Source organism: Bacillus sp. RB3 (assembly GCF_030164735.1).
In the GTDB taxonomy this organism is placed as follows: Bacteria; Bacillota; Bacilli; order Bacillales; family Bacillaceae_G; genus Bacillus_A; species Bacillus_A cereus.
The window spans coordinates 298,638-320,226 of sequence record NZ_JASNGE010000003.1 but is presented as its reverse complement, the minus strand read 5'-3'; the positions used below and the strand labels follow the sequence as shown (position 1 = coordinate 320,226).

The window sequence follows — 21,589 nt, the reverse complement described above, 5'->3', positions numbered from 1 at the left end:
TGTCTTTATGCTGCTAACATTCTAATTCCAGCAGTAACGAAGCTTAACATTCCTATTACTATTAGAATTAACAACCATTTCCGCTCAGGTTTTCTATAATATAAAATCCCACTTATGAACATTACGATCAATCCACTTAGTAGATTCACTAACAATCCATTAAGCATGAATGCCCTCTCCATCCATTACATTTAAGAAATATTCTTCTAAGGAACTATGTTTCTTATTAATACTTTCAATTTCCACATCGTTCATAATAAGTGCTTTTGAAATGGCCTGCTGAGACGCTAACGTATCATACACACGAATCATGGTTCCACTCATTATTTTGTAGTTTTTTATACCAAGTTTATCTTCTAAAATATAAGCTGCACGTTTCACATCAGGAACAGTGATTTCAATGTACTCTGTTTGTTTTCCGTTAATACTCTTCATTGAAACTTCTTTTATTAGTTTTCCATTTTGAATCACACCAATTGTATCGGCCATTAGTTCCATTTCACCTAAAATATGACTAGAAACTAATAATGTAATGCCATATTCTTTGCAGAGCATTTTAAATAAGTCTCGTAACTCTTTAATACCAATTGGATCTAAACCGTTAATTGGTTCATCTAAAATGAGCAATTCTGGCTTTGTCACGATTGCTCTTGCAATACCGAGTCGTTGTTTCATTCCTAATGAAAAATCTTTTACTTTTTTATTATCTACCCCTTGTAGTTTCACTAAATGTAAAGCATGGTCAATTGCATTTTTATCGTAGTAGCCCATGTATTCACAATGTAGGTCTAAGTTTTCTTTCGCCGTTAATTTATCATAAAAGATTGGGTATTCAATAATTGTCCCCATTCTTTTTAATACTTCATAAGATGTATCTGTTAATTTCTCACCGAAGATTTCAATATCACCACTCGTCGGTTTTATTAAATTTGTAATCATTTTCATAATCGTTGTTTTACCAGCACCGTTTGGTCCTAAAAAACCGTAAATTTCTCCTTTTTTCACATGCATGTTAACACCGGAAATAACTTCTTTCCCTTTAAACACTTTCGTTAACTGGTTTGTTTTTAATATATATGTCATGTTACTTTCCCCTTTCGCAATACTCTATATTTCTATAATAGACAACGGAAATCTCTTTTTTCTTACCCGTTTCTTACAAATTCCTTACGCTGAAAAAAAGCTTGTAGAATCTACTGCTCTACAAGCTAAAACTGTATCTTTATTAATGCAATTGTAAAAATTGTTTTTTCATACGGTTTACTGGAAAGATGAATTTTTCCGTCCATCGCTTCCACAAGCCGTTTCGTAATCGTTAATCCTAGACCGCTTCCTTGGTACAATCTATTTCTTGAATCTTCAAGTGTGTACATACGCTCAAACACTTTATCAATATGAGATTCATCAATCCCTTTTCCTTTATCCCATACATCTATATACACGCCCGTGTCATCATCTCTTAACGTCATACCGAGTGCCTTTCCATCGTCTCCATATGTAATTGCATTTGATATTAAATTATTCAATACCCTACCTAATACTTCTACATTTCCAAGTGCATATATATTTCTTTCTGGTATATCAATATGAACCTGAAAACCTTTCGTCGTCACTAAATCATAAAATGATAAAATCTTCTCGCGGCAAACTTCATTCATATTTATTTTTGTCATTTCAATTGCTTTGTCACCAGATTCTAATTTCGCTAAATCAAAAAACTTATGAATTAATTCCATCACTTCTAGTGTTTTCGTATGCACTTTCTCAAGTAATATTTGTTGTTCTTCTTTATTTATCGTTTTATCCTTATTTAACATTTCTGTATATCCAAGAATAACTGTTAGTGGTGTTTTCAAGTCATGCGAAATATTTGAAAGCATTTTTCTCATCGAAATTTCTACTTTTGCATGATCTGCATTCGTTTTCTGTTTTGCATCTAATAATTGATTAATCGCCACTAATAATTTTTGCAATTCTAGATCATCTGTCATAACGAGTAACGTCTCACCTGTTTTTTCATTTACAATACTTTCTAACTTTTCATATGTGTATCGTAAATTTTTACTACTATTTTTTCTCATTTTATATTGCATATAAATAACACATAACAATATAAAAATAATACCTATTAACAAATTGATCATATTACATCACTTCCAGCTTATAGCCGATGCCCCATAGCGTTTTAATATATTCTGGATTAGATGGATCACTTTCGATTTTCTCACGCAATCTTCTCATATGAACATTAATAACGTTATCGTCACCGTAATACTCTTCATTCCAAACTAACGTATATATTTGCGCTTTCGTAAATACACGATTTTGGTTCTTTACGAATAGCTTTAAAATCTCAAATTCTTTTAAAGTAAGTTTGAGAGGCTTCCCGTTTTTTTCTACAGTAAAATTAATTGGATCAATTGTTAAATCACCAATTTGAATCATTTTTTCTATTGTTTCTGTAGCCGAGTATTTCGTAGACCTCCGAATACCTGCTTTTACACGTGCAGCCAATTCAATCATAGAAAACGGCTTACAAATGTAATCATCTGCTCCAAGTCCTAATCCAACAGCTTTATCAACATCTGTATCTTTTGCCGACATCATTAAAATCGGAACTGCACTTTTTTCTCGAATGATTCGTACAACCTCTAAGCCATCTAGCTTTGGCATCATAATGTCAAGGATAATCAAATCAAATGAACCTTTTAAATATGTGTTCACGCCTTCTTCTCCATCAGACGCAATCGTAACTTGAAAGCCTTCCTTTATTAAATACTTTTCCACCATCTCTTGAATTGAGATATCATCTTCAACTAATAAAATATGATGTGACATATGTCTATCCCCTTTTTACAAACGTTAACAATCCAATTGTATCGTAACTACTACAGACTGGAAACAATTATATGAATTTTCAAACCAACTTCCCTTCCTTCCTTAACAATGATATGATGAAATTCACTACGATTGTTCATAATTAACTTTATATAAAGGAGACTTATCATGTCAGAAAACAAAAAAGTAAGCTTAGCTGATTTAATGCGTGAACAACTTGCTAAGAAAAAGCAAGGAAATGGAAATGGTCAAAATGCAAAAAATCAAAGCCAAGAAACAAAAAAATTACAAAACCAACAAACAAAGAAAACAAACAACCAACGTAGACGTACAGGTGTATAAATGAACGGACAAAAACGTTCTAATATCGCCCCCGGTCTTGAAGTTGATATTGTATTAAAACAAGATCAACGAACAGGCAAATTAACACGTGGAATTGTAAAAGATATTTTAACAAACTCCCCTTCCCATCCGCATGGCATTAAAGTGCGATTGCAGGACGGGCAAGTCGGTAGAGTACAAAATATCGTTCAATAAGAAAAGGAGCTCAAGTAAACTCGAGCTCCTTTTCTTTATTAACCTTTAATTTTCTCGATGAAAACTACTTTTAAGTAGTCTCCTTCTTTAAATTGATCAATGGTACGGAAATCTTCTGGTAAAGAATGTTCTTCTAATATTTTATATTTGCCATTCATTTCTTTAAAGGCTGTATCGATAAAGCCTTTAAACTTTTTCATATCGAATGCGCTACAATTTGTAGAAGCAACGATAATACCGTTATTTTCTGTAATAGCAATTGTTTCTTTTAATAAATTTTTATAATCTTTTGCTGCACTAAATGTATATTTTTTTGAGCGTGCAAAGCTTGGAGGATCAAGTACGACCATATCAAATTTCATTTTTTTCTTCGCTGCATATTTGAAGTAAAGAAATACATCTTCTACAATAATATCTTGCGCTTCATAATCAACTTCATTTACACTAAACTGCTCAATCGTTTTACTTAAACTACGATTTGCAAGGTCAACACTCGTCGTTTTACTCGCTCCGCCAAGCGCTGCAAATACAGAGAAAGCACCTGTATAAGAGAACATATTTAACACTGTTCTTCCTTTTGCATATTTATCACGAATTTGTTTTCGAACGTTACGTTGATCTAAAAATACCCCAACCATTGCCCCATCATTTAAATAAACCGCAAAGTTTACACCGTTCTCTTTTACGATAAGTGGGAACTCGCCGCGCTCTCCTGCTACGAAATCATCACCCTCAATATATTTCCCTTTCGTATCAAAACGCTTTTTCTCATAAATACCTTTAAAGTTTGCTACTTTTTGAAGAGCGGCTATAATCTCGCCTCTGAAAGTGTAAATCCCTTCACTATACCAACTTACTACGTAGTAGCCATCATAATAATCGATAATTAGTCCTCCAAGACCATCACCTTCACCATTCACCACACGGAATGCTGTCGTATCACTTGATTTGTAAAATTGCTTTCGTTTATGTAAGGCAGATTTGATTTTACTTTCAAAGAAAGATTGATTAATTTGTTCACTCTCTTTTCTCGTTAAAATCCAGCCGTATCCTTTATTTTGTTTTCCATAATAGCCTTTTCCGACAAAGTGGTTCTTCTCATCTACTACTTGAATGATTGTTCCTTCTTCACGAACATCATTTAAATTTTGAATCGCATCTTTTAAAATAAGCGGATATCCACTTTTAATTTCTTTTATAAATTTCGGTTTTATTTTTACAGTTACTTCTGATTGCATATAATAACTTCCTTTCCATTTGCATGCTTTCTCTACAGGAAGCATTTGAAAAACGAGACTGAAAAAACAGCCTCGTTTCACTATACCATATTATTGCTTTGCTAGTACAACTCGCTCATTCTCTCGCTTAACTGCCACATATTTACTACATTTTGAACTGGAAATCTTACTGTCCAATATAATATAAAAAACTTTTATATTTCACATTTACCATTGACAATGATAATGATTTTCATTATCATTTAATGTATATGAGTTCTTGAAAATATAGCTACATCTATAGGAGGAATAAACATGATTATTGTTACAAATACAGCTAAAATTACAAAGGGAAATGGACATAAATTAATTGAGCGTTTTAATAAAGTAGGTAAAGTTGAAACGATGCCAGGCTTTTTAGGTCTAGAAGTTCTTTTAACGCAAAATACAGTTGATTATGATGAAGTAACAATTAGCACTCGCTGGAATGCAAAAGAAGATTTCCAAGGTTGGACAAAGAGCGCTGCATTTAAAGATGCTCACTCACATCAAGGCGGAATGCCAGAATATATTCTTGATAATAAAATTGCTTACTATGATGTAAAAGTTGTACGTATGCCAATGGCTGCAGCACAGTAAAAACAGTCCTTTTTTAAAGTATAGAATATGAGAAGCGTTATCTATCACTTCTCATATTCTATACTTTTTTCTTTAATTTCTTTTTTCTTTAATTTCTTTTTTCTTTAATTTCTTTTTACTAATTTTGCGTGTACAACTAGCCTTCCAGCCTCTGGATCAAGCGCATAGTCACAAGTAGAAAGTGTTACGATTTCATCATTAGCCGTCAATTCCGTATCCGTTTTGTACAGTGATTTTTCTTGAATTTCCTTTAAGAACGATGTATATGCTGCATCATTTTCAAAATCCGTTTCAATGTAATAAAAGTCCGTTGTTGTCGTGTATACTGAAAAAACTTCCACGTCGTATCCTTCAAATAATGTATCGTAATATAATTTACGATGAGACATAAAAAAGTCTTCATCCAACATCTTTTTTAAACTACCAAACATAGAACCGTCTTTCATACGATGGCCATATAAAATCGTATTTCGATTTTGAGATTTCACATCATTACGATGGTCCATAAAAATGCTTCCCGCTCTCATATCTTCACCTTTATAATTACGAAATAAATAGTAATCATTATCTTTTGCTTGAACGATTGGATAATTAATTTGTGTATCATCCATCGTAATCCATCCGACTATCTCTGGATTAATTTTCTGGAGATCCTGAAACTGTTTACGTACCTCTCCATCTTCTGATTTTTCTTCCATTGGACTTCTTTTATAAATATGTTGTGCCTCAGCCATTACTTTACGATTTTCATAATAATCCATGAAAATCCCGCCCAACTCATACATTGAATAGAAAAAGATTCCTAAAAACACAATTGTAAGTATGCGTTGAAAAAAAGAATTCTTTTTCCGTCCTTTCTTACTATTCAAATTATCACCTCAAAACGGATTATGCTCATCCTTTAGATTCCCATAGGTACCATGTACAATCCGGTATCTTCATCCTGCTTTACAATGACATCTACACCATATATTGCTTTAACCATTTCTTCTGTTATTACATCATTAGGATTACCTTTCGTAATGATTTCTCCATCTTTCATAACGATAATATGGTCGCTATAACGAATGGCTTGATTAATATCATGTAATACCATTACAATCGTTAGTCCATGCACTTCATTTAACTCTTTCACTAACTCTAATATTTCTAGCTGATAGTAAATATCTAAATATGTGGTCGGCTCATCTAAGAAGAGCATTGGTGTATTTTGAGCTAATGTCATTGCGATCCAAACTCGCTGCCTCTCTCCACCAGATAAAGCATAAATTGGCTTATCACGCTTACTTTGTAAATTCGTACATACTAGCGCACGCTCAATCGCTTCTCTATCTTCATCTGTTTGCGGAGAGAATATATTTTTATATGGCATACGCCCGAAGCTTATTAGCTTTTCCACTGTAATATCTGCTGGAGCCTCATTTTGTTGATGGACAACCGCTAGTTTTCTAGCAAACTCTTTCGGTTTATATTCACTAATCGCTTTCCCATCAAGTATTACTTCTCCACTGCTAGGAGCGTGGTTTCTAGACATGACACTAAGTAATGTTGATTTCCCACATCCATTCGGTCCAATGATTGTTGTAATTTTCCCAATTTCTATTTCACTACTAACAGACTTTAATCGATTTGTTACGTTATCGTATGAAAAGGTTACATTTTTAATTTCCATAAACTTTATCACTCTTTCTAAGCAAGAATATTAAGAATGGACCACCAATAACCGCCATAATTGTTGCTGCTGGAATTTCGTTAGGTGGCACAATTAACCTTCCAATCGTATCTGCCGTCAAAATTAATAACGCCCCTGCAAGAGCAGAAAATGGAATTAATACTTTATGGTCTGAACCGACTAATTGTCTTGAAATATGCGGAACTAGTAATCCTACAAAAGCAATAACACCTGCAATCGCTGTTGATACTGCCGCTAAGAGTACTGCAATGGCAGAAATAATAAGACGAACTCTCGTCACGTGCAAGCCTAAGTTTTTCGCAGTCTTATCTTGTAGCGATAATAAGTTACACCAAGCTCCTACGAACAGAGCAAGAATAAGACCAATCGTTCCATAAGTCACCATTATTTCTACATCGCCCCACGTCTTCATTGTTATGTTAGAAGTCGTCGTTTGCTTAATACTCTTAATAAAATACCCACAAATCTTAACGAATGATTCATTTAACCCAGTAAACATTGCATTAATGGCAATACCAATTAAAATAATGCGAAGCGGGCTTAATCCTGACTTCCATGAAAACGAATAAACGAGATAACACGCAAACGCACCACCTAAAAAGGCGAATACGGGTGTCCAGAAAAAGAATTGCGGGAACAACGTAATAATAACGAGTGTCATAAAACTAGCTCCTGAAGATATACCGATTACCCCAGCATCAGCGAGTGGATTTTTCATAACAGCTTGAAAAAGCACACCTGAAACAGCGAGAGCCGCTCCAGTGAACAACGCAATAATAATACGCGGAAAACGTAAATCTTTAATGACTTCAACATCTTCATTTCCACCTGTAAATATCCCTTGTACAAGTTCAACAATACCTACTTCTAAACTACCTTTCATCGCTGACAATGATGTCATAACAATAAGCAATGCAGTAACAATGAGGAAACTCCAAGTTTTTTTATTCATTCTACTCTTCCTTTATATTAAAATGCATCACGGATACATCATTTTTTTCAATTCATCTAATGCTTCAATTGCTGCTAAATTACCTGTCGTTCCAAATAAACGCTCTTCTAAATCGTAAACACGGTTATTTTTAACCGCAGCAAAGTGTTTCCAAATATCATTTGTTTTAAATTCTTTATCAAACATTTTTACAACTTCATCAGGCATACCATGAGCTGCTCGTAAAATAATATCTGGATCAGCTTTCTTTAAATACTCTGTATTAGAAGCTAAATATTCTACTTGTTCACCTTGCACAATATTTTTACCACCTAGTTGTTTCACTAAATCTCCAATATAAGAATGCTCTGTTGCTACTAAATAACTTCCCGGCACACCTAATAAAATAAGCACTGTCGGTTCTTTCTTTCCTTTTACTTCTTTTTGAATGCTAGCAACCTTTTTATCTAATTTAGTTACTACTGCTTCGGCCTGTTTTTCACGCCCATATTTCTTACCTAAATCGCTAATAGAACTTTGCATATTTTTCAAACTCGTTAAATCTAAAAAGTTTGCTTTCATACCCACACCATCAAAAACTGGCTTTAATTCATATTCAAGTGTTGTCACAGATAACACTTCTGAAGGCTTTAATGACTTTACCTTTTCCATATCTGGACTCATTGGATTCCCAACTTCAGGTAAACCTTTATATCGCTTCGGTAAAGTTTTAGAACTTGTTGGAACGCCGACTAAATCTACTTCTAACGCATCCATAATTTCAGTAACAGCCACTGTTGTTGCAACAACGTGCTCTTTACTTTCACTCTTTACCTGCTTTGCTGATTCTTTTTTTGGTGATGAGCACCCGGCTATACCCATTAACAAAATGATAGCCATTAGTACACTTGCAATTTTCTTCACTCTCAATCACCACTCCTTTCCATACAATATGAAACAAGTCTTGATGCACGCGAACATGCATCAAGACTCCAAAAATTACAATCTACCTGCTCTATATTTACGAACTAGTAAAGCAAGTGAACCTAGCAGTAACACCATGTATAAACCAAGTTGTGCTGTATCTGCAGTTTTTGAGTTTTTCTCTTTTTTTGAATCATTTTTTGTAACTTCTTTTTTCTTCTGACCATCTGCATTTCGGTTAAAATCAGGAGTACCTACTGTTTTTACATTATCTACTTTCGGTGTAGTCACTGGATTTTTCGGTTCATTTTTCGGTTCCTCTTTAATAGTTCCTAACGCGCCGATATTATTTGTATCAAATTGAATTTGTACATCGTAGAAATGATGGTAGTTCATCTCATCGATGTCTACCTTTACTTTTGCGTTTAATTTTTTAAATAGATCTTCTACTTCAAACTGTACTACTCGCGTATTTGCGTTTTTATCTTCGCTTACTACTTTCGCATCAGCGAATAGTTCCTTGTTTTCCGTTTGGAATTTCGTAATCCACGCACTATTTTTCAGCGTCATCTCAATATATTTTTTACCATCTTTTACGATTAATTTCGCTGGATTTACAACATAGTCATTCATCTTTGAAATCTCATCTGTTTTATCTTTTAATACTTTAAATGTAATATCATATTGGCCATCTACTAAATTTTCCGGATCAACTATTACTCTCGGTTTATTATTTTCATCTTGGTTGTTGTTTCCACCTTGGTTGTCGTTTTCACCTTGGTTGTCGTTTCCGCCTTGGTTGTCGTTTCCGCCTTGGTTGTCGTTTCCGCCTTGGTTGTCGTTTCCGCCTTGGTTGTTGTTTCCGCCTTGGCTATCTAACGGCTTAATGCTACCTTTATCAAATGCAAATTGAATATCGTAAAAATGGTGATAATTCATTGAATCGATATCTACTTTTACTTTTGCATTTAACTTTTTTGATAAATCTGGTACTTCTACTTCCACTACGCGTGTATCAGCTTTTTTATCTTCACTTATTACATTTGTATCAACAAACGAACCATTTTTCTCAAATTCAAATTTTGTAATCCAAGAACTGTTCGTTAACGTAAATGATACATACTTCTTACCATCTTTTACTTTTAGCACACCTGGACTTTTTGTATATGTGTTCATCATTGAAATTTCGTCTGTTTGATCTTTTAATGCTTTGAAATTGATGCTGTATTCACCATCTTTAATTGTTTCAGCATCTGGTTTTTTATTTTCATCTGGTTTTTCTGCTTCCGGTTTTTCTGCTTCCGGTTTTTCTGCTTCCGGTTTTTCTGCTTCCGGTTGTTTCTCTTCATTTTTAATTTGTTCAAGTTTATCTTGTTCAAATAAAAGTTGTACATCATGCGTTTGCTTATAATTTCTTGATGCCATTTCGATAAATACTTTTGTATTTAGTTTTTTAGATAAATCGTTTACTTCAAACTCTACTACTCTTGTATCTTTTTCCTTATCCTCACTCACTACTTTTGCATCAACAAATGCGCCATCTTTTTCCGTTTGGAAATTTTTAATTAATGAGCTACTTTTTAATGTTACAATTGCTTTTTTCTTACCGTTTTCTACTTTTAATACTCCTGGATTTACCATGTAAGTATTCATCTTAGATTCTTCATCTGTTTGATTTTTTAACACTTTAAATGGAATGCTGTACGCACCATCTGTAATTGTGTTAGAATTTGGTTGTTGATCTGGGTCAGGCTTTTGGTCGGGCTTCTGACTTGGATCCGGTTTTTCATTTGGATCTGGCTTATTAGCTGGGTCCTCTTTTTCATTTGGTTGTTCCACATGAATTGGTGTAATACTATTTTGATCAAATGCAATACGAACGTCGTACTCATGATGATAATTTAAAAAATCAATATCTACTTTTACTTTTGCATTTAATACCTTCTCTACATCTTCTACATCAAATTCTACTACTCTTGTATCTTTTTCTTTATCTTCACTAATTATATTTGTCGCAACTAGCTTACCTGCTTTTTCTGTTTCAAACTTCGTAATCCATGAACTATTCGTTAATGTAAAGGATACTTTCTTTTTCCCATCCTTCACTTTTAAAGTCCCTGGGCTTACTGAATATTGATTCATCATCGATTCTTCATCTGATGTATCTTTTAAAACTTTGAACCCAATTGAATATTCACCGTCAGCCAACTTGGTAGCTGCTTGAACTGCAAGTGGTTGTAATGTTGCTACGAATGTAAATATCATTAAAAACATAGCAACAATAATTTTTGTATACCTGTTCAATGGAACGACTCTCCCTTTTGAAAATTATTTAATACTGCTCCCATCAAATACAAAGCGAATATCATATGAAGCATTATAATTAATAATTGGAATATTAATTTTCACCTTTCCATTTAGTTTTTTTGACAAGTCAGCAACTTCAAATTCTACTACTCTAGTATTATCTTTTTTGTTTTCACTTAACACGTTTGTTTCTACAAATTGACCATCTTTTTCTACTTGGAAACTTTTAATAGAAGCACTATCTTTCACTTTAAATGAAACATATTGTTTTCCATTTTTAACTGTTAATGTTGCTGGGCTTTCAAAATAACTATTCATTCTAGACGATTCATCTTTATCGCCTTTCCATACAGTAAAAGCAATATTATATTTTCCATCAGCTAGTTTTGTAGCAGCCTTTGCATCTTGTAAACCTAGTGTTGCGATAAACGTAAATAAAACAGCAAATACAGCAATAATCATTTTAAATTGTTTAAACATATATTCATCACCCTTCAAAAGATTTATTTACTCAACTTCACTTTACGAATTAAGAAAGCACCTGAAATAAGAATTAACGCTACAAACAATCCAATACGTGCTTCATCGCCTGTTTTTGGGTTATCTGTTTTTTCAGCTTTTCCATTTTCATTTTTTGTTTCTTTGTTCACTTCTTTAGCTGTTTCCTTACTCTCTACTTTTGTTTTCTCTTCTTTTACTTGTGTATCTGTTTTCGCTTGATCATTATTTTTTGTTGTAGCAGCTACGCCGTTATCGCCACCTACAGCTTTTACATTTGCATCAAAAGCAAAACGAATTGTGTAGTGGTGGTCATAGTTTGCATTTGGTACAACAACATGAATTTTTACAGCTGCCGGTTTGGATAAATCATCTACTTTAAACTCTACTGTTCTTTTATCTGCCGATTCATCTTTACTAACAGCTTTCGCATCAACAAAATTCCCATTCTCTGGTGCTTTAAATTCTGTAATCCAAGCACTATGATTCATCGGAACTTGTACTCTCATCTCACCGTTTTTCACTATTAATTTTGCCGGCTTTTCAAAATAGTCATTTGCCATTGAAGCTGAATCATTTTCCGCTTTTTGAATTACGTAATTAATATCGTAAGTACCATCAGCTAGTTTTGCTGAAGCATTCCCGTATGGCATTACAAGAAAAGCTAGCATACATACGAACGTTATAATAAAAACGGGTAATACAGAAACCTTTTTCATTTTTCTTGTTTCCTCCTTGCTTATCTTTCATTTCACTTTTTGAAAATGATAATTATTCTCAATTTATAAGAAAAAAAATAATCTCTTCTACCTATTATTTAATTAGCATTCTTTTATGCAACATAAGTATTATTGATTATCATTCTCATTTAATATTAAAAATAATATCTCACCCTATTCCTTATACGAAGGCATAGAAACTGAGAAAAAATGATAAAGCGCATTTATTGATTATCATTCTCAATTCAAATCAAAAAAATAAACTATCTCTTCTCCTCTTCTTTCACCTCTTCCCACAACAACACTATAGTTATAGAAACCCCTTTTCCCTCACTTCCCTTCCAATATTTCCACAACTAAGTCAATCTTAGCCTACTCATAATTTTTTTGTCAACTATATTACGTATAAAATTTTTAATATCTGAATTTCTCTATATGCGGCTTTTTTTACAAAAAAAGAGACTTTCTATAATAGAAAGCCTCTTTTCTCTATTTTTCTACAGCAATTTCCTGCTTTTGAAACTTAGAAACTATATAACCAAATCCTATACCGATTATGCCTGGAACTAACCAACCAATTCCTACACTATATAATGGAATCTTATCTAAAATAGGTGCTAGCGCTGCAATTTGAAGGTTTGCATTGTGTAATCCATCAAAGAAACTTATTGCAAATGCTCCTACAATCCCGCCCACATATATCGCTAATGGAAGACGAACGTAGTTTTCAACAAGTGATAATACGATAAGTACGATTCCAATTGGATAAATTGCGATTAAGATTGGTAATGCTAATGCATTTAACTGAGTTAACCCAAGGTTTGCTACCATAAATGCTAATACACAGAAAATGAAAACGACTTTTTGATAAGAAAGCTTTGGTAATAAGGAAGAGAAGTAATCACCACAAGCTGCAACAATACCTACAGAAGTTGTTAAACATGCTGCTGTAATTGCGATCCCTAGTAATAAAGTTCCGTAGCTACCAAATAAATGATTCACGACATTTGTTAAAATAATTCCTCCGTTTGCGCCCATTCCAAGTGACACACTAGAAGCTCCAAGATAAGCAAGTGCTAAATACACAAGTAGTAGACCAAGCGCTGCAATAAATCCTGCAAAGATTGTTACTTTTGCAATACTGTTTTTATTTGTAATTCCTTTTTCTTTTAACGCATGAATTACAACATTTCCGAATACCAGTGCTGCAAGTCCATCTAAAGTTAAATATCCATCAATAAATCCTTTAAAGAGAGGAGCACTATACGCTTCTGTCGGTGCACCAAATTCTCCAATTGGTGTAATAAGTGCTTTACCTACGATAATTGCAATAACAGCTAATAATATTGGAGTTAGCACCTTACCAATACGACCCACTAATTTCGAAGGATTTAAAGCTAAATAGAAAGTGACTGCAAAGAAAATAAGTGTAAAGATAACAAGTGGATATGACTGACCAGCTATCTCACTTGGTAAAAACGGTGCAACACTCATCTCATAAGCTACTGTTCCTGTACGCGGTACACTTACGAATACGCCTAAACATAAATAAATTGCAGTGATAAAAACAAGTGCGAATATAGGATGTACACGTCCTGCTAGCTCATTAATATCTCCCTTTAAAGCTATAACAATTACTCCTAATAAAGGTAGTCCAACGCCTGTTACGATAAAACCAAACAGCGCGATCCATACGTCCGTTCCAGCACCTTGCCCTAACGCTGGTGGAAAAATCATATTACCTGCACCAAAAAACAGTGCAAATAACATTAAACTTATTGCAAACATCTCCGAAAACTTTAAAGATGATTTCATTTCTACTAACCTCCTAAAATAATAAATTAACAAAATATTCTGAATTAAAATCCGTCACATATCCTCTTTCAAGCATACTTCCCCGTAAAAGAACGCAAAAAACACCCGTCCCTAACAAAGGGACGAGTGTTGAAATCGTGGTTCCACCCTTATTCTAATAAAATGAATTTATAACGAAATAAGCTCATTTTATAGCTCGTGTAAATTGATAACGGTTTTATCCGCCAAGAATTACAATGCATCATGTATGCAGTTCACTCTTGAAGTTTAGAGGTGGTAAGCTTGTCTTTTCGTATTAGGAAGCTCACAGCCTAAGGCTTCCCTCTCTGAGAATCGTAAAATACAACTCATGTCCTCATCATTACTTTTATAAAATATCTTGTCGAAACTTGTTGTTTTTTATTATATGGGCTATTTTTTAAAAAATCAATAGTTTTATTTTTTCTGACAAAAAAATATAGGGAGAAAATTTTCCCTCCCTATAACTGCCCTATTAAAATTTCTAACTCTTCAGCTGTAACGCTCCGCCACTTTCCAACTTCAAGCTCATTTAGCTCTATATTCATAATGCGTACTCGCTTTAGCTTTATTACAGTAAACCCGAAAGCTCGACTCATTCTACGAATTTGCCTGTTCATTCCTTGCGTTAAAACGATACGAAATGTTGATTGATCAACTCTTGTCACTTTGCACGGCTTCGTCATTCCATCTTTAATCTTTACACCGCTGGACATCTCATCAATAAACCAGTCCGTAAAAGGTTTATCGACTGTGACAACATATTCCTTCTCGTGCTCATGATCACCATGTAAAATTTGATTCGCAATCCCGCCGTCATTCGTTAATAAAATAAGTCCTTCCGATGCTTTATCTAATCGTCCAACTGGAAAGATTCGCTCTGGATAATTGATATAATCAATAATATTATCTTCAATATGATCAGCTGCTGTACAAGTAATTCCGACTGGTTTATGAAAGGCTATGTACACCTTTTCTTTCTCTTCTTTTACAATAACTTGCCCATCAATCGTTACAACATCACCATCGCTCACAAGTTCACCGTGCGTACATATTTCACCATTAATAGCCACGCGTCCAGCTTTAATGAGGCGATCTGTTTCACGTCTGGAGCATGATTTTGCTTCGCTTATGTATTGGTTGATTTTCATGTTCTATTCCTTTTCACATATATTAAAAGCGTCAATCTATGGCAATATAATTCTGCCACGATTGACGCTTTTTCACTTCGCAAAAACAACTAAATAAATAACCCCAATCACCAAAAATATTCCGCAACAAGCTAACAATACTTTTGCAAGTTTGTCCATAAACATATAATGGTTTCCCCTTTGTTTCGTTGTTTTCTATTTTAATTCGACAACTGTTACGCCTAGGCCTCCCTCGCCCATGTCACCGTAACGGAAGGTTTTTACACCGCGATGCTTCTTCAAGTAATCTTGTACACCTTGGCGAAGTGCTCCTGTCCCCTTACCGTGAATAATTGATACGCGAGGATAGCTTGCAAGCTGGGCATCGTCTAAGTATTTCTCAACGCGCGCCATTGCATTTTCAAATCGTTCACCACGAAGGTCAAGTTCTAATGAAACGTGATAGTCTCTACCTTTTACCGTTGCAACTGCTTTTTTCTCTGTTTGCTTCGGTGTGTTAATGTATTCCATGTTAGATTCTTTTACTTTCATCTTCAGAATACCGATTTGTACGCTCCACTCAGTATCGCTTACTTTTTCAAGTAATTGACCTTTTTGACCGAACGTTAATACTTTTACTTCATCACCTGCACGTAACTGTTGCTTCGGCGCAGTGTTTTTCACGTTTACTTTTTGTTTCTTAACAAGCTCTGGTGCTGCGCCTTCTAGACGGCTCTTCGCTTCAATTAACTCGTGGTCTTTCACGTTTGCAAGCTGTGCTTTACGCAATTGACGAAGTTCTTGAATAATGCCTTCTGCTTCTTTCTTTGCAGCTTCGACTTTTTCTTCCCCTTCTTTTTGCGCTTTTAATAATCGTTCATCGCGATCTTCGTTAAATTCAATAATTTGACGTTGTAATTCACGATGAAGTTTTTCAGATTGTTTGCGAAGTGCTTCTGCTTCGTTCCAGTCACGCTCTGCGTTCTTCTGGCTTTCTTCTAACTTCGCAATCATATTTTCAATTTTATTCGTATCTGTACTAATGTGGTTGCGTGCTTGGTCAATAACGCGATCAGATAATCCAAGACGTTTCGAAATTTCAAAGGCATTACTACGGCCTGGTACACCGATTAATAATTTATAAGTTGGACTTAATGTATTTACATCAAACTCAACACTCGCATTAATAACTTGCTCACGGTTATATCCGTATGCTTTTAATTCTGGATAATGCGTCGTTGCAACAACGCGAGCACCGCGATTACATACTTCATCTAAAATCGAAATTGCTAGTGCAGCCCCTTCTTGTGGGTCTGTTCCAGCACCTAATTCATCGAATAAAACTAAGCTTTCAAAATCAGCTTTTTCTAAAATATCAACGATGTTCACCATATGTGAGGAGAACGTACTTAAACTTTGTTCAATCGATTGCTCATCACCGATATCAGCAAATATATTTTTAAACACACAAATCTCTGACTCATCCATTACTGGAATGTGAAGACCAGATTGCGCCATTAAAACACAAATACCAACTGTTTTCAGCGTAACTGTTTTACCACCTGTATTCGGTCCTGTAATAACAATTGTCGTGAAATCTTTACCTAACATAATGTTATTTGGCACAATAATTTCTGGATCGATTAGCGGATGGCGAGCTTGTCTTAAATCCATATAACGCTCGTTATTTACGATTGGTTTCGTTGCTTTAATTCGCTTTGCATAAAAAGCTTTCGCAAAAATGAAATCAAGATTCGCAACTACTTCTACGTTTGATAAAACGATATCGGCTTCTACTGCCACTTCTTCTGTTAACATCAATAAGATGCGTTCGATTTCTTGTTTCTCTTTCACACGAGCTTCTTGCAGTGCGTTATTTAATTCTACAATGACTTGCGGTTCAATAAATAACGTTTGTCCAGAAGCTGATTGATCGTGAACAATACCACCATATACGCCGCGGTATTCTTGTTTTACTGGGATTACGTAACGTTCGTTACGAATCGTTACAATCGAGTCAGACAGCATCTTTTGCGCATTTGAAGAGCGCGTCATATTTTCTAATTTTTCACGAATACGGCTTTCCGCAGTACGAATTTGAGTACGAATACCACGCAGTTTATCACTTGCGCTATCGACTACTTCACCGCCGTCACCGATACAATTTGTAATTTTCTTTTCTAAATCATATAAAGATACAATTTGAGCGACGTGAGTTTCTAAAATCGGAAGCTCGACACCGTTATCAGCCATATCTTCAATGAAACGTTTCATATTACGACTACCATACATCGTATTCGCAATATCAAGTAATTCATTTGGACTTAACATACTCCCAATTTTTGCACGCTTCACATTTGAGCGAATATCCGTAATACCACCTAATGGTGCACTACCTTTTAAACGAATAACTTTCGCTGCTTCATCCGTTGTATCTTGCATTTCTACAATTTCTTCAAAATCAGTGCTCGGCACTAAATGCTTCACTTTGTCACGGCCAAGTGAAGAGGCTGTATGTTCAAGTAATTGTTCTTTTACTTTATTGTATTCTAATACACGCAACGTTCTTTCTAACATGTTGCAGGTCCCCCTTGCGTTACTTATTACGTTTAATATAGTCTAATAAACGTTCAATATCCCATGTGTTAATCACGTTATCTTTTTGAATCCAACCTTTACGTGCTGCTGCTACACCTGTTTCCATATCTTCTAACATTTCAAGTGTATGAGCATCTGTATTAATCGCTACTTTTACACCAGCATCTTGTGCTTGTTTTAATAATTTAGCGCTTAAATCTAGACGGTTCGGATTCGCATTTAATTCTAAAACTGTATTTGTCTCTTTTGCGAGTTCAATTAATAAATCTGTATCTACATCATAACCCTCACGGCGCCCGAGAAGACGTCCTGTCGGATGAGCAATCATTGTGACATGTTTATTCTCAAGTGCAGTACGCAGACGCTTCATGATCGTTTCACGGTCTTGTGAGAAGCTAGAGTGAATCGCTCCAATGACATAGTCTAATTCTTCTAATACTTCATCATCAAAATCAAGCGAGGCATCTGGTAAAATGTCCATTTCAATTCCGCGTAAAATTGTAATGTCTGGATACTTTTCATTCATACGTTCAATTTCTTTCGCTTGCTCACGAAGACGCTCTTTCGTTAAACCATTCGCTACTTTTAAGTATTGCGAGTGATCAGTAATCGCCATAAACTTATATCCACGAGCACGGCACGCTTGTACCATTTCTTCAATAGAAAAAGCACCGTCACTCCAAGTTGTATGCATATGTAAATCACCTTGTATATCGGAAAACTGAATTAAGTTCGGATACTCTTTAATTAATTCAATTTCTTTTCCATCTTCACGCACTTCTGGCGGAATAAATGGTAGACCGAAATGAGCAAAGAAGTCTTCTTCAGTCTCAAATGTTTTCACTTCACCTGTTTCTAAGTTCTCTACACCGTACTCACTAATTTTCTCGCCTTTATCTTTTGCGATTTGACGCATTTTTACGTTATGGTCTTTTGATCCTGTGAAATGGTGAAGTGTTGTAATAAACTCTTCTGGTTTTACTAAGCGGAAATCGATTGAAATATCATATTCATATTGAAGACGAACAGAAACTTTCGTATCCCCACTTGCGATTACCTCAATCATATTATCGAATTGTAGTAAATGCTCACGTACCGCTGCTGGTTCTGTCGTTGCAATGATAAAATCTAAATCTTTCACTGTTTCACGAACACGGCGCAAACTACCAGCGCGAGAGAAACGAATTACTTCAGCAATATTCGACAATTTCTCCTCTATTTCCCCGGCAATAGGCAATACCATCGCAATTGGTAAACGCTCTGGACGAGAGCCTACTTGATCGATTGCTTCTAATATTTTCTCTTCTGTCTTCTTACCGAAACCAGCTAAAGCTTGTACTTTATTTTCCTCACAAGCAGCTTTTAACGTCTCCATATCAATAACGCCTAGCTCTTTATATAACTTAGCCACCTTTTTACCACCAAGACCTGGTAGTTTTAATAACGGCAATAAGCTACTCGGTACTTCTTTTTCAAGTTCTTGTAATACTTCAGATGTTCCCGATTCTATATATTCTTGAATAACGGCTGCTGTTCCTTTTCCGATGCCCGGAATCTTTGTGAAATCTTCAATCTCAGAAAGACTACGATCGTCACTTTCTAATGCTGCTGCCGCTTTACGAAATGCAGATATTTTAAATGGATTCGCACCCTTTAGTTCCATAAAAAGCCCGATTGTCTCTAATAATTTGATAACTTGTTTTTTATTTACTTTCATCATTACCCCGCCTTTCTTTCATAGAAAAAAACTTCTCTTTCCGAAAAAAGAGAAGTTATACTCTGCTACCTGTCTGCCATAGTTCCTTCACCTTTTCAGATAGAATCGGTGTATCGTCTACAATTATTTTGCTAATTGATGATTTTTGTAATGGTGTTTGTACTTGTTCAATCGGAAGAATGTTTCCAATGATAATTAAGACAAACAAAACAATATATACTTCTAAAAATCCGAGGATTGCCCCCGCAAACGCATTTACTTGCTTTAAAACCGGTATTTCTGCAAACATATTTAACAAATTACCAAGTAATGAAAGTGCTATTTTTGTAATAATAAACAATATGATAAACGCAAGCGCTTGATAAAATACTGTCTCAATATTATTTGCATCAATCCATTCTGGAACAGATACGTTTTTATCAAATGGATACGGAATAAATTTCGCAAGTGCTGGCGCTAAATCTTTACAGTACCAGTATGCAACAAGGTATGCGATAATAAAGCTTGTTAACTTTACAAGTTGCAGAATAAACCCTCTGCGTAAGCCGAGGAAAAATCCCATAACAAGCAGTAAAATGATAATAATATCAATCATGTTATTCCATTCCTTTTTTTGTCATACTTTCTTTCAATTTCTCATGTTCTTCTTTTAATTTTATGTAATCGTGTATGACGTTTACCGCCGTCAATACCGCTAGTCTACTCGTGTCAAGCGAAGGATTCTTGGCATTGAGTTCGCGCATTTTATCATCCACAATCGCTGCTACCATGCGGATATGACTTGTACTTTCATCGCCAACAACTGAATATTGCTGACCATAGATTTCTACATTAATTCGACTTTTCTTTCCCTTTTGTTGTGACAACTCACCGGCCTCCAATCACGTACAGAATCCTAAAGTTTATCATACCATGAACCTTCATAATATGGAAACAGAAAGAACAATCCGATATGATAAAAATAACAATATAAAAAAAGGGGCGACCATTATGTCAAATTCTATCGTAATTCAAACAAATTCTACAGTAATTGAAGACATGAAACAACAATATAAACATTCACTTAGCCCGAAAATTCCGCAAGGCGGTATCTTTATGGCTAAGGTGCCATCTTGCACGATTACAGCGTATAAATCTGGAAAAGTAATGTTCCAAGGAGGCCGCGCTGAAGCAGAAGCTTCTCGTTGGCAAACTGTCTCTCACGCGCCGAAAACAGCTGTAAAAAAATCTGTCGATTCCCATCGTTATGCGCCGCCTACTTCCATCAGTACAATGTCTATTGTAGGGTCTGATGAAGTTGGTACGGGAGATTTCTTTGGACCGATGACAGTCGTTGCTGTATATGTGGATGCGAAGCAAATTCCACTACTAAAAGAACTTGGTGTAAAAGACTCTAAAAACTTAAATGACGATCAAATTACTGCCATTGCGAAACAACTTCTACACGTTGTTCCTTATAGCTCTCTTGTCCTTCATAATGAAAAATATAACGAGCTATTTGATAAAGGAAACAACCAAGGTAAGTTAAAAGCCTTGCTACATAATAAAGCTATTACAAACTTATTAGCGAAAATGGCACCTACAAAACCTGAAGGCGTCTTAATCGACCAATTCACACAACCTGATACATACTACAAATATTTAGCAAAACAAAAACAGGTACAGCGTGAAAATGTTTATTTCGCTACGAAAGGTGAAAGCGTCCATTTAGCAGTAGCCGCTGCTTCTATTTTAGCTCGCTACTCATTCGTAAAACAGTTTGACGAACTAAGTAAAAAAGCTGGTATGCCACTTCCGAAAGGTGCTGGTAAACAAGTTGATATCGCTGCTGCTAAATTAATTCAAAAGCTTGGTAAAGAACGATTACCCGAGTTTGTGAAACTGCATTTCGCTAATACGGAGAAGGCGCTTCGCTTATTAAAATAGTATCGACAAAAACAGGAGCCTACAAACTCCTGTTTTTTGTTTCATCCTACTATTGTCCTTATAGTTTTATTATAATTATAAT

22 protein-coding genes and 1 other annotated feature are annotated in these 21,589 nt (G+C 35.0%); of the genes, 4 read left to right on the top strand and 18 right to left on the bottom strand.

The genetic code is table 11. The annotated features are described in order from the left end of the window. Nucleotides 1-5: 5 nt before the first annotated feature. The 4 genes from QO049_RS07075 to QO049_RS07060 all read right to left on the bottom strand — a co-directional run bounded on the left by QO049_RS07075 (nt 6) and on the right by QO049_RS07060 (nt 2,838). The gene (locus QO049_RS07075) at nt 6-167 is read right to left on the bottom strand and encodes a hypothetical protein (protein WP_000931763.1); all 162 of its coding nucleotides are present in this window, start codon (nt 165-167) and stop codon (nt 6-8) included. Beyond that, the gene (locus QO049_RS07070; protein ID WP_000221066.1) at nt 160-1,083 is read right to left on the bottom strand and encodes an ABC transporter ATP-binding protein; all 924 of its coding nucleotides are present in this window, start codon (nt 1,081-1,083) and stop codon (nt 160-162) included. The genes QO049_RS07075 and QO049_RS07070 overlap by 8 nt, the downstream gene beginning before the upstream one ends. A 125-nt stretch (nt 1,084-1,208) precedes the next feature. Next, nucleotides 1,209-2,144, bottom strand: coding sequence for a HAMP domain-containing histidine kinase (locus QO049_RS07065; protein ID WP_000609140.1), 936 nt, complete (start codon nt 2,142-2,144; stop codon nt 1,209-1,211). 1 nt (nt 2,145) lies between these two features. Then, on the bottom strand, nt 2,146-2,838 hold the full coding sequence (locus QO049_RS07060; protein WP_000018029.1) for a response regulator transcription factor: 693 nt from the start codon (nt 2,836-2,838) through the stop codon (nt 2,146-2,148). A 168-nt stretch (nt 2,839-3,006) separates the two neighbouring features. On the opposite strand from QO049_RS07060, the gene QO049_RS07055 reads away from it, so the two are divergent. Together QO049_RS07055 and QO049_RS07050 are read left to right on the top strand one after the other, a co-directional pair. Further along, nucleotides 3,007-3,180, top strand: coding sequence for a hypothetical protein (locus QO049_RS07055; protein WP_001293578.1), 174 nt, complete (start codon nt 3,007-3,009; stop codon nt 3,178-3,180). Beyond that, nucleotides 3,181-3,375: a YwbE family protein gene (locus QO049_RS07050; RefSeq protein ID WP_001014310.1), complete on the top strand. Its 195-nt coding sequence runs from the start codon at nt 3,181-3,183 to the stop codon at nt 3,373-3,375. A 38-nt stretch (nt 3,376-3,413) separates the two neighbouring features. Here QO049_RS07050 and QO049_RS07045 read toward each other — a convergent pair whose 3' ends face one another. Then, nucleotides 3,414-4,613 (bottom strand): class I SAM-dependent rRNA methyltransferase, encoded by a 1,200-nt coding sequence (locus tag QO049_RS07045; protein WP_246961357.1) that lies wholly within the window; start codon nt 4,611-4,613, stop codon nt 3,414-3,416. A 294-nt stretch (nt 4,614-4,907) separates the two neighbouring features. Here QO049_RS07045 and isdG point away from each other — a divergent pair, with 294 nt between their 5' ends. Continuing rightward, nucleotides 4,908-5,231 carry a heme oxygenase gene (isdG, locus tag QO049_RS07040; protein WP_000587818.1) on the top strand — a complete coding sequence of 108 codons (324 nt, stop codon included), beginning with the start codon at nt 4,908-4,910 and terminating at the stop codon, nt 5,229-5,231. A 104-nt stretch (nt 5,232-5,335) separates the two neighbouring features. On the opposite strand, the gene srtB is transcribed toward isdG, so the two are convergent. From srtB to zapA, 13 genes are all read right to left on the bottom strand, one after another. Continuing rightward, nucleotides 5,336-6,100 carry a class B sortase gene (gene srtB, locus QO049_RS07035; protein ID WP_001086122.1) on the bottom strand — a complete coding sequence of 255 codons (765 nt, stop codon included), beginning with the start codon at nt 6,098-6,100 and terminating at the stop codon, nt 5,336-5,338. Nucleotides 6,101-6,132: 32 nt separating this feature from the next. Beyond that, complete coding sequence (locus tag QO049_RS07030) at nt 6,133-6,903, bottom strand: ABC transporter ATP-binding protein (protein WP_000403761.1); 771 nt, start codon at nt 6,901-6,903, stop codon at nt 6,133-6,135. After that, on the bottom strand, nt 6,893-7,876 hold the full coding sequence (locus tag QO049_RS07025) for a FecCD family ABC transporter permease (RefSeq protein WP_246961359.1): 984 nt from the start codon (nt 7,874-7,876) through the stop codon (nt 6,893-6,895). Before QO049_RS07025 ends, QO049_RS07030 begins: the two co-directional genes overlap by 11 nt. A 27-nt stretch (nt 7,877-7,903) precedes the next feature. Then, on the bottom strand, nt 7,904-8,785 hold the full coding sequence (gene isdE / locus QO049_RS07020; RefSeq protein ID WP_002101379.1) for a heme ABC transporter substrate-binding protein IsdE: 882 nt from the start codon (nt 8,783-8,785) through the stop codon (nt 7,904-7,906). 69 nt (nt 8,786-8,854) lie between these two features. Further along, nucleotides 8,855-11,083 carry an NEAT domain-containing protein gene (locus tag QO049_RS07015; protein ID WP_284489234.1) on the bottom strand — a complete coding sequence of 743 codons (2,229 nt, stop codon included), beginning with the start codon at nt 11,081-11,083 and terminating at the stop codon, nt 8,855-8,857. Nucleotides 11,084-11,107: 24 nt separating this feature from the next. Next, nucleotides 11,108-11,566, bottom strand: a complete 459-nt coding sequence (locus tag QO049_RS07010; RefSeq protein WP_000476163.1) for an NEAT domain-containing protein — start codon at nt 11,564-11,566, stop codon at nt 11,108-11,110. A gap of 23 nt (nt 11,567-11,589) precedes the next feature. Further along, nucleotides 11,590-12,303, bottom strand: coding sequence for a heme uptake protein IsdC (gene isdC, locus QO049_RS07005; RefSeq protein ID WP_246961362.1), 714 nt, complete (start codon nt 12,301-12,303; stop codon nt 11,590-11,592). Between the two features lie 489 nt (nt 12,304-12,792). Continuing rightward, nucleotides 12,793-14,118, bottom strand: coding sequence for a branched-chain amino acid transport system II carrier protein BrnQ6 (gene brnQ6 / locus QO049_RS07000; RefSeq protein ID WP_246961366.1), 1,326 nt, complete (start codon nt 14,116-14,118; stop codon nt 12,793-12,795). 115 nt (nt 14,119-14,233) lie between these two features. Further along, nucleotides 14,234-14,489: a binding site (T-box leader), on the bottom strand. A 108-nt stretch (nt 14,490-14,597) separates the two neighbouring features. Beyond that, a complete protein-coding gene (locus tag QO049_RS06995; RefSeq protein ID WP_000700745.1) occupies nt 14,598-15,287 on the bottom strand; it encodes a 23S rRNA pseudouridine(2604) synthase RluF in 690 nt (229 codons plus the stop codon). Nucleotides 15,288-15,482: 195 nt separating this feature from the next. Further along, a complete protein-coding gene (locus QO049_RS06990) occupies nt 15,483-17,843 on the bottom strand; it encodes an endonuclease MutS2 (protein WP_000893713.1) in 2,361 nt (786 codons plus the stop codon). Between the two features lie 19 nt (nt 17,844-17,862). Beyond that, entirely contained in the window at nt 17,863-19,581 is a 1,719-nt protein-coding gene (gene polX / locus QO049_RS06985; RefSeq protein WP_000867517.1) for a DNA polymerase/3'-5' exonuclease PolX, read from the bottom strand. Between the two features lie 55 nt (nt 19,582-19,636). Beyond that, nucleotides 19,637-20,176, bottom strand: coding sequence for a CvpA family protein (locus QO049_RS06980; protein ID WP_000565412.1), 540 nt, complete (start codon nt 20,174-20,176; stop codon nt 19,637-19,639). Nucleotide 20,177: 1 nt separating this feature from the next. After that, the gene (gene zapA / locus QO049_RS06975; RefSeq protein ID WP_000082701.1) at nt 20,178-20,447 is read right to left on the bottom strand and encodes a cell division protein ZapA; all 270 of its coding nucleotides are present in this window, start codon (nt 20,445-20,447) and stop codon (nt 20,178-20,180) included. 124 nt (nt 20,448-20,571) lie between these two features. Between zapA and rnhC the strand changes: the two genes are divergently transcribed. Then, nucleotides 20,572-21,507, top strand: coding sequence for a ribonuclease HIII (gene rnhC, locus QO049_RS06970; RefSeq protein ID WP_000071570.1), 936 nt, complete (start codon nt 20,572-20,574; stop codon nt 21,505-21,507). Nucleotides 21,508-21,589 lie beyond the last annotated feature (82 nt).

What these genes read in the sequence shown, in the direction of transcription:
- brnQ6 (WP_246961366.1), bottom strand. Translation starts at nt 14,118, where the DNA reads ATGAAATCATCTTTAAAGTTTTCGGAGATGTTTGCAATAAGTTTAATG.
- QO049_RS07045 (WP_246961357.1), bottom strand. Translation starts at nt 4,613, where the DNA reads ATGCAATCAGAAGTAACTGTAAAAATAAAACCGAAATTTATAAAAGAA.
- QO049_RS07050 (WP_001014310.1), top strand. Translation starts at nt 3,181, where the DNA reads ATGAACGGACAAAAACGTTCTAATATCGCCCCCGGTCTTGAAGTTGAT.
- QO049_RS07030 (WP_000403761.1), bottom strand. Translation starts at nt 6,903, where the DNA reads ATGGAAATTAAAAATGTAACCTTTTCATACGATAACGTAACAAATCGA.
- QO049_RS07025 (WP_246961359.1), bottom strand. Translation starts at nt 7,876, where the DNA reads ATGAATAAAAAAACTTGGAGTTTCCTCATTGTTACTGCATTGCTTATT.
- QO049_RS07070 (WP_000221066.1), bottom strand. Translation starts at nt 1,083, where the DNA reads ATGACATATATATTAAAAACAAACCAGTTAACGAAAGTGTTTAAAGGG.
- QO049_RS07010 (WP_000476163.1), bottom strand. Translation starts at nt 11,566, where the DNA reads ATGTTTAAACAATTTAAAATGATTATTGCTGTATTTGCTGTTTTATTT.
- QO049_RS07065 (WP_000609140.1), bottom strand. Translation starts at nt 2,144, where the DNA reads ATGATCAATTTGTTAATAGGTATTATTTTTATATTGTTATGTGTTATT.
- QO049_RS06995 (WP_000700745.1), bottom strand. Translation starts at nt 15,287, where the DNA reads ATGAAAATCAACCAATACATAAGCGAAGCAAAATCATGCTCCAGACGT.
- QO049_RS07060 (WP_000018029.1), bottom strand. Translation starts at nt 2,838, where the DNA reads ATGTCACATCATATTTTATTAGTTGAAGATGATATCTCAATTCAAGAG.
- QO049_RS07055 (WP_001293578.1), top strand. Translation starts at nt 3,007, where the DNA reads ATGTCAGAAAACAAAAAAGTAAGCTTAGCTGATTTAATGCGTGAACAA.
- QO049_RS07075 (WP_000931763.1), bottom strand. Translation starts at nt 167, where the DNA reads ATGCTTAATGGATTGTTAGTGAATCTACTAAGTGGATTGATCGTAATG.
- QO049_RS06980 (WP_000565412.1), bottom strand. Translation starts at nt 20,176, where the DNA reads ATGATTGATATTATTATCATTTTACTGCTTGTTATGGGATTTTTCCTC.
- rnhC (WP_000071570.1), top strand. Translation starts at nt 20,572, where the DNA reads ATGTCAAATTCTATCGTAATTCAAACAAATTCTACAGTAATTGAAGAC.
- polX (WP_000867517.1), bottom strand. Translation starts at nt 19,581, where the DNA reads ATGAAAGTAAATAAAAAACAAGTTATCAAATTATTAGAGACAATCGGG.
- isdG (WP_000587818.1), top strand. Translation starts at nt 4,908, where the DNA reads ATGATTATTGTTACAAATACAGCTAAAATTACAAAGGGAAATGGACAT.
- isdC (WP_246961362.1), bottom strand. Translation starts at nt 12,303, where the DNA reads ATGAAAAAGGTTTCTGTATTACCCGTTTTTATTATAACGTTCGTATGT.
- QO049_RS06990 (WP_000893713.1), bottom strand. Translation starts at nt 17,843, where the DNA reads ATGTTAGAAAGAACGTTGCGTGTATTAGAATACAATAAAGTAAAAGAA.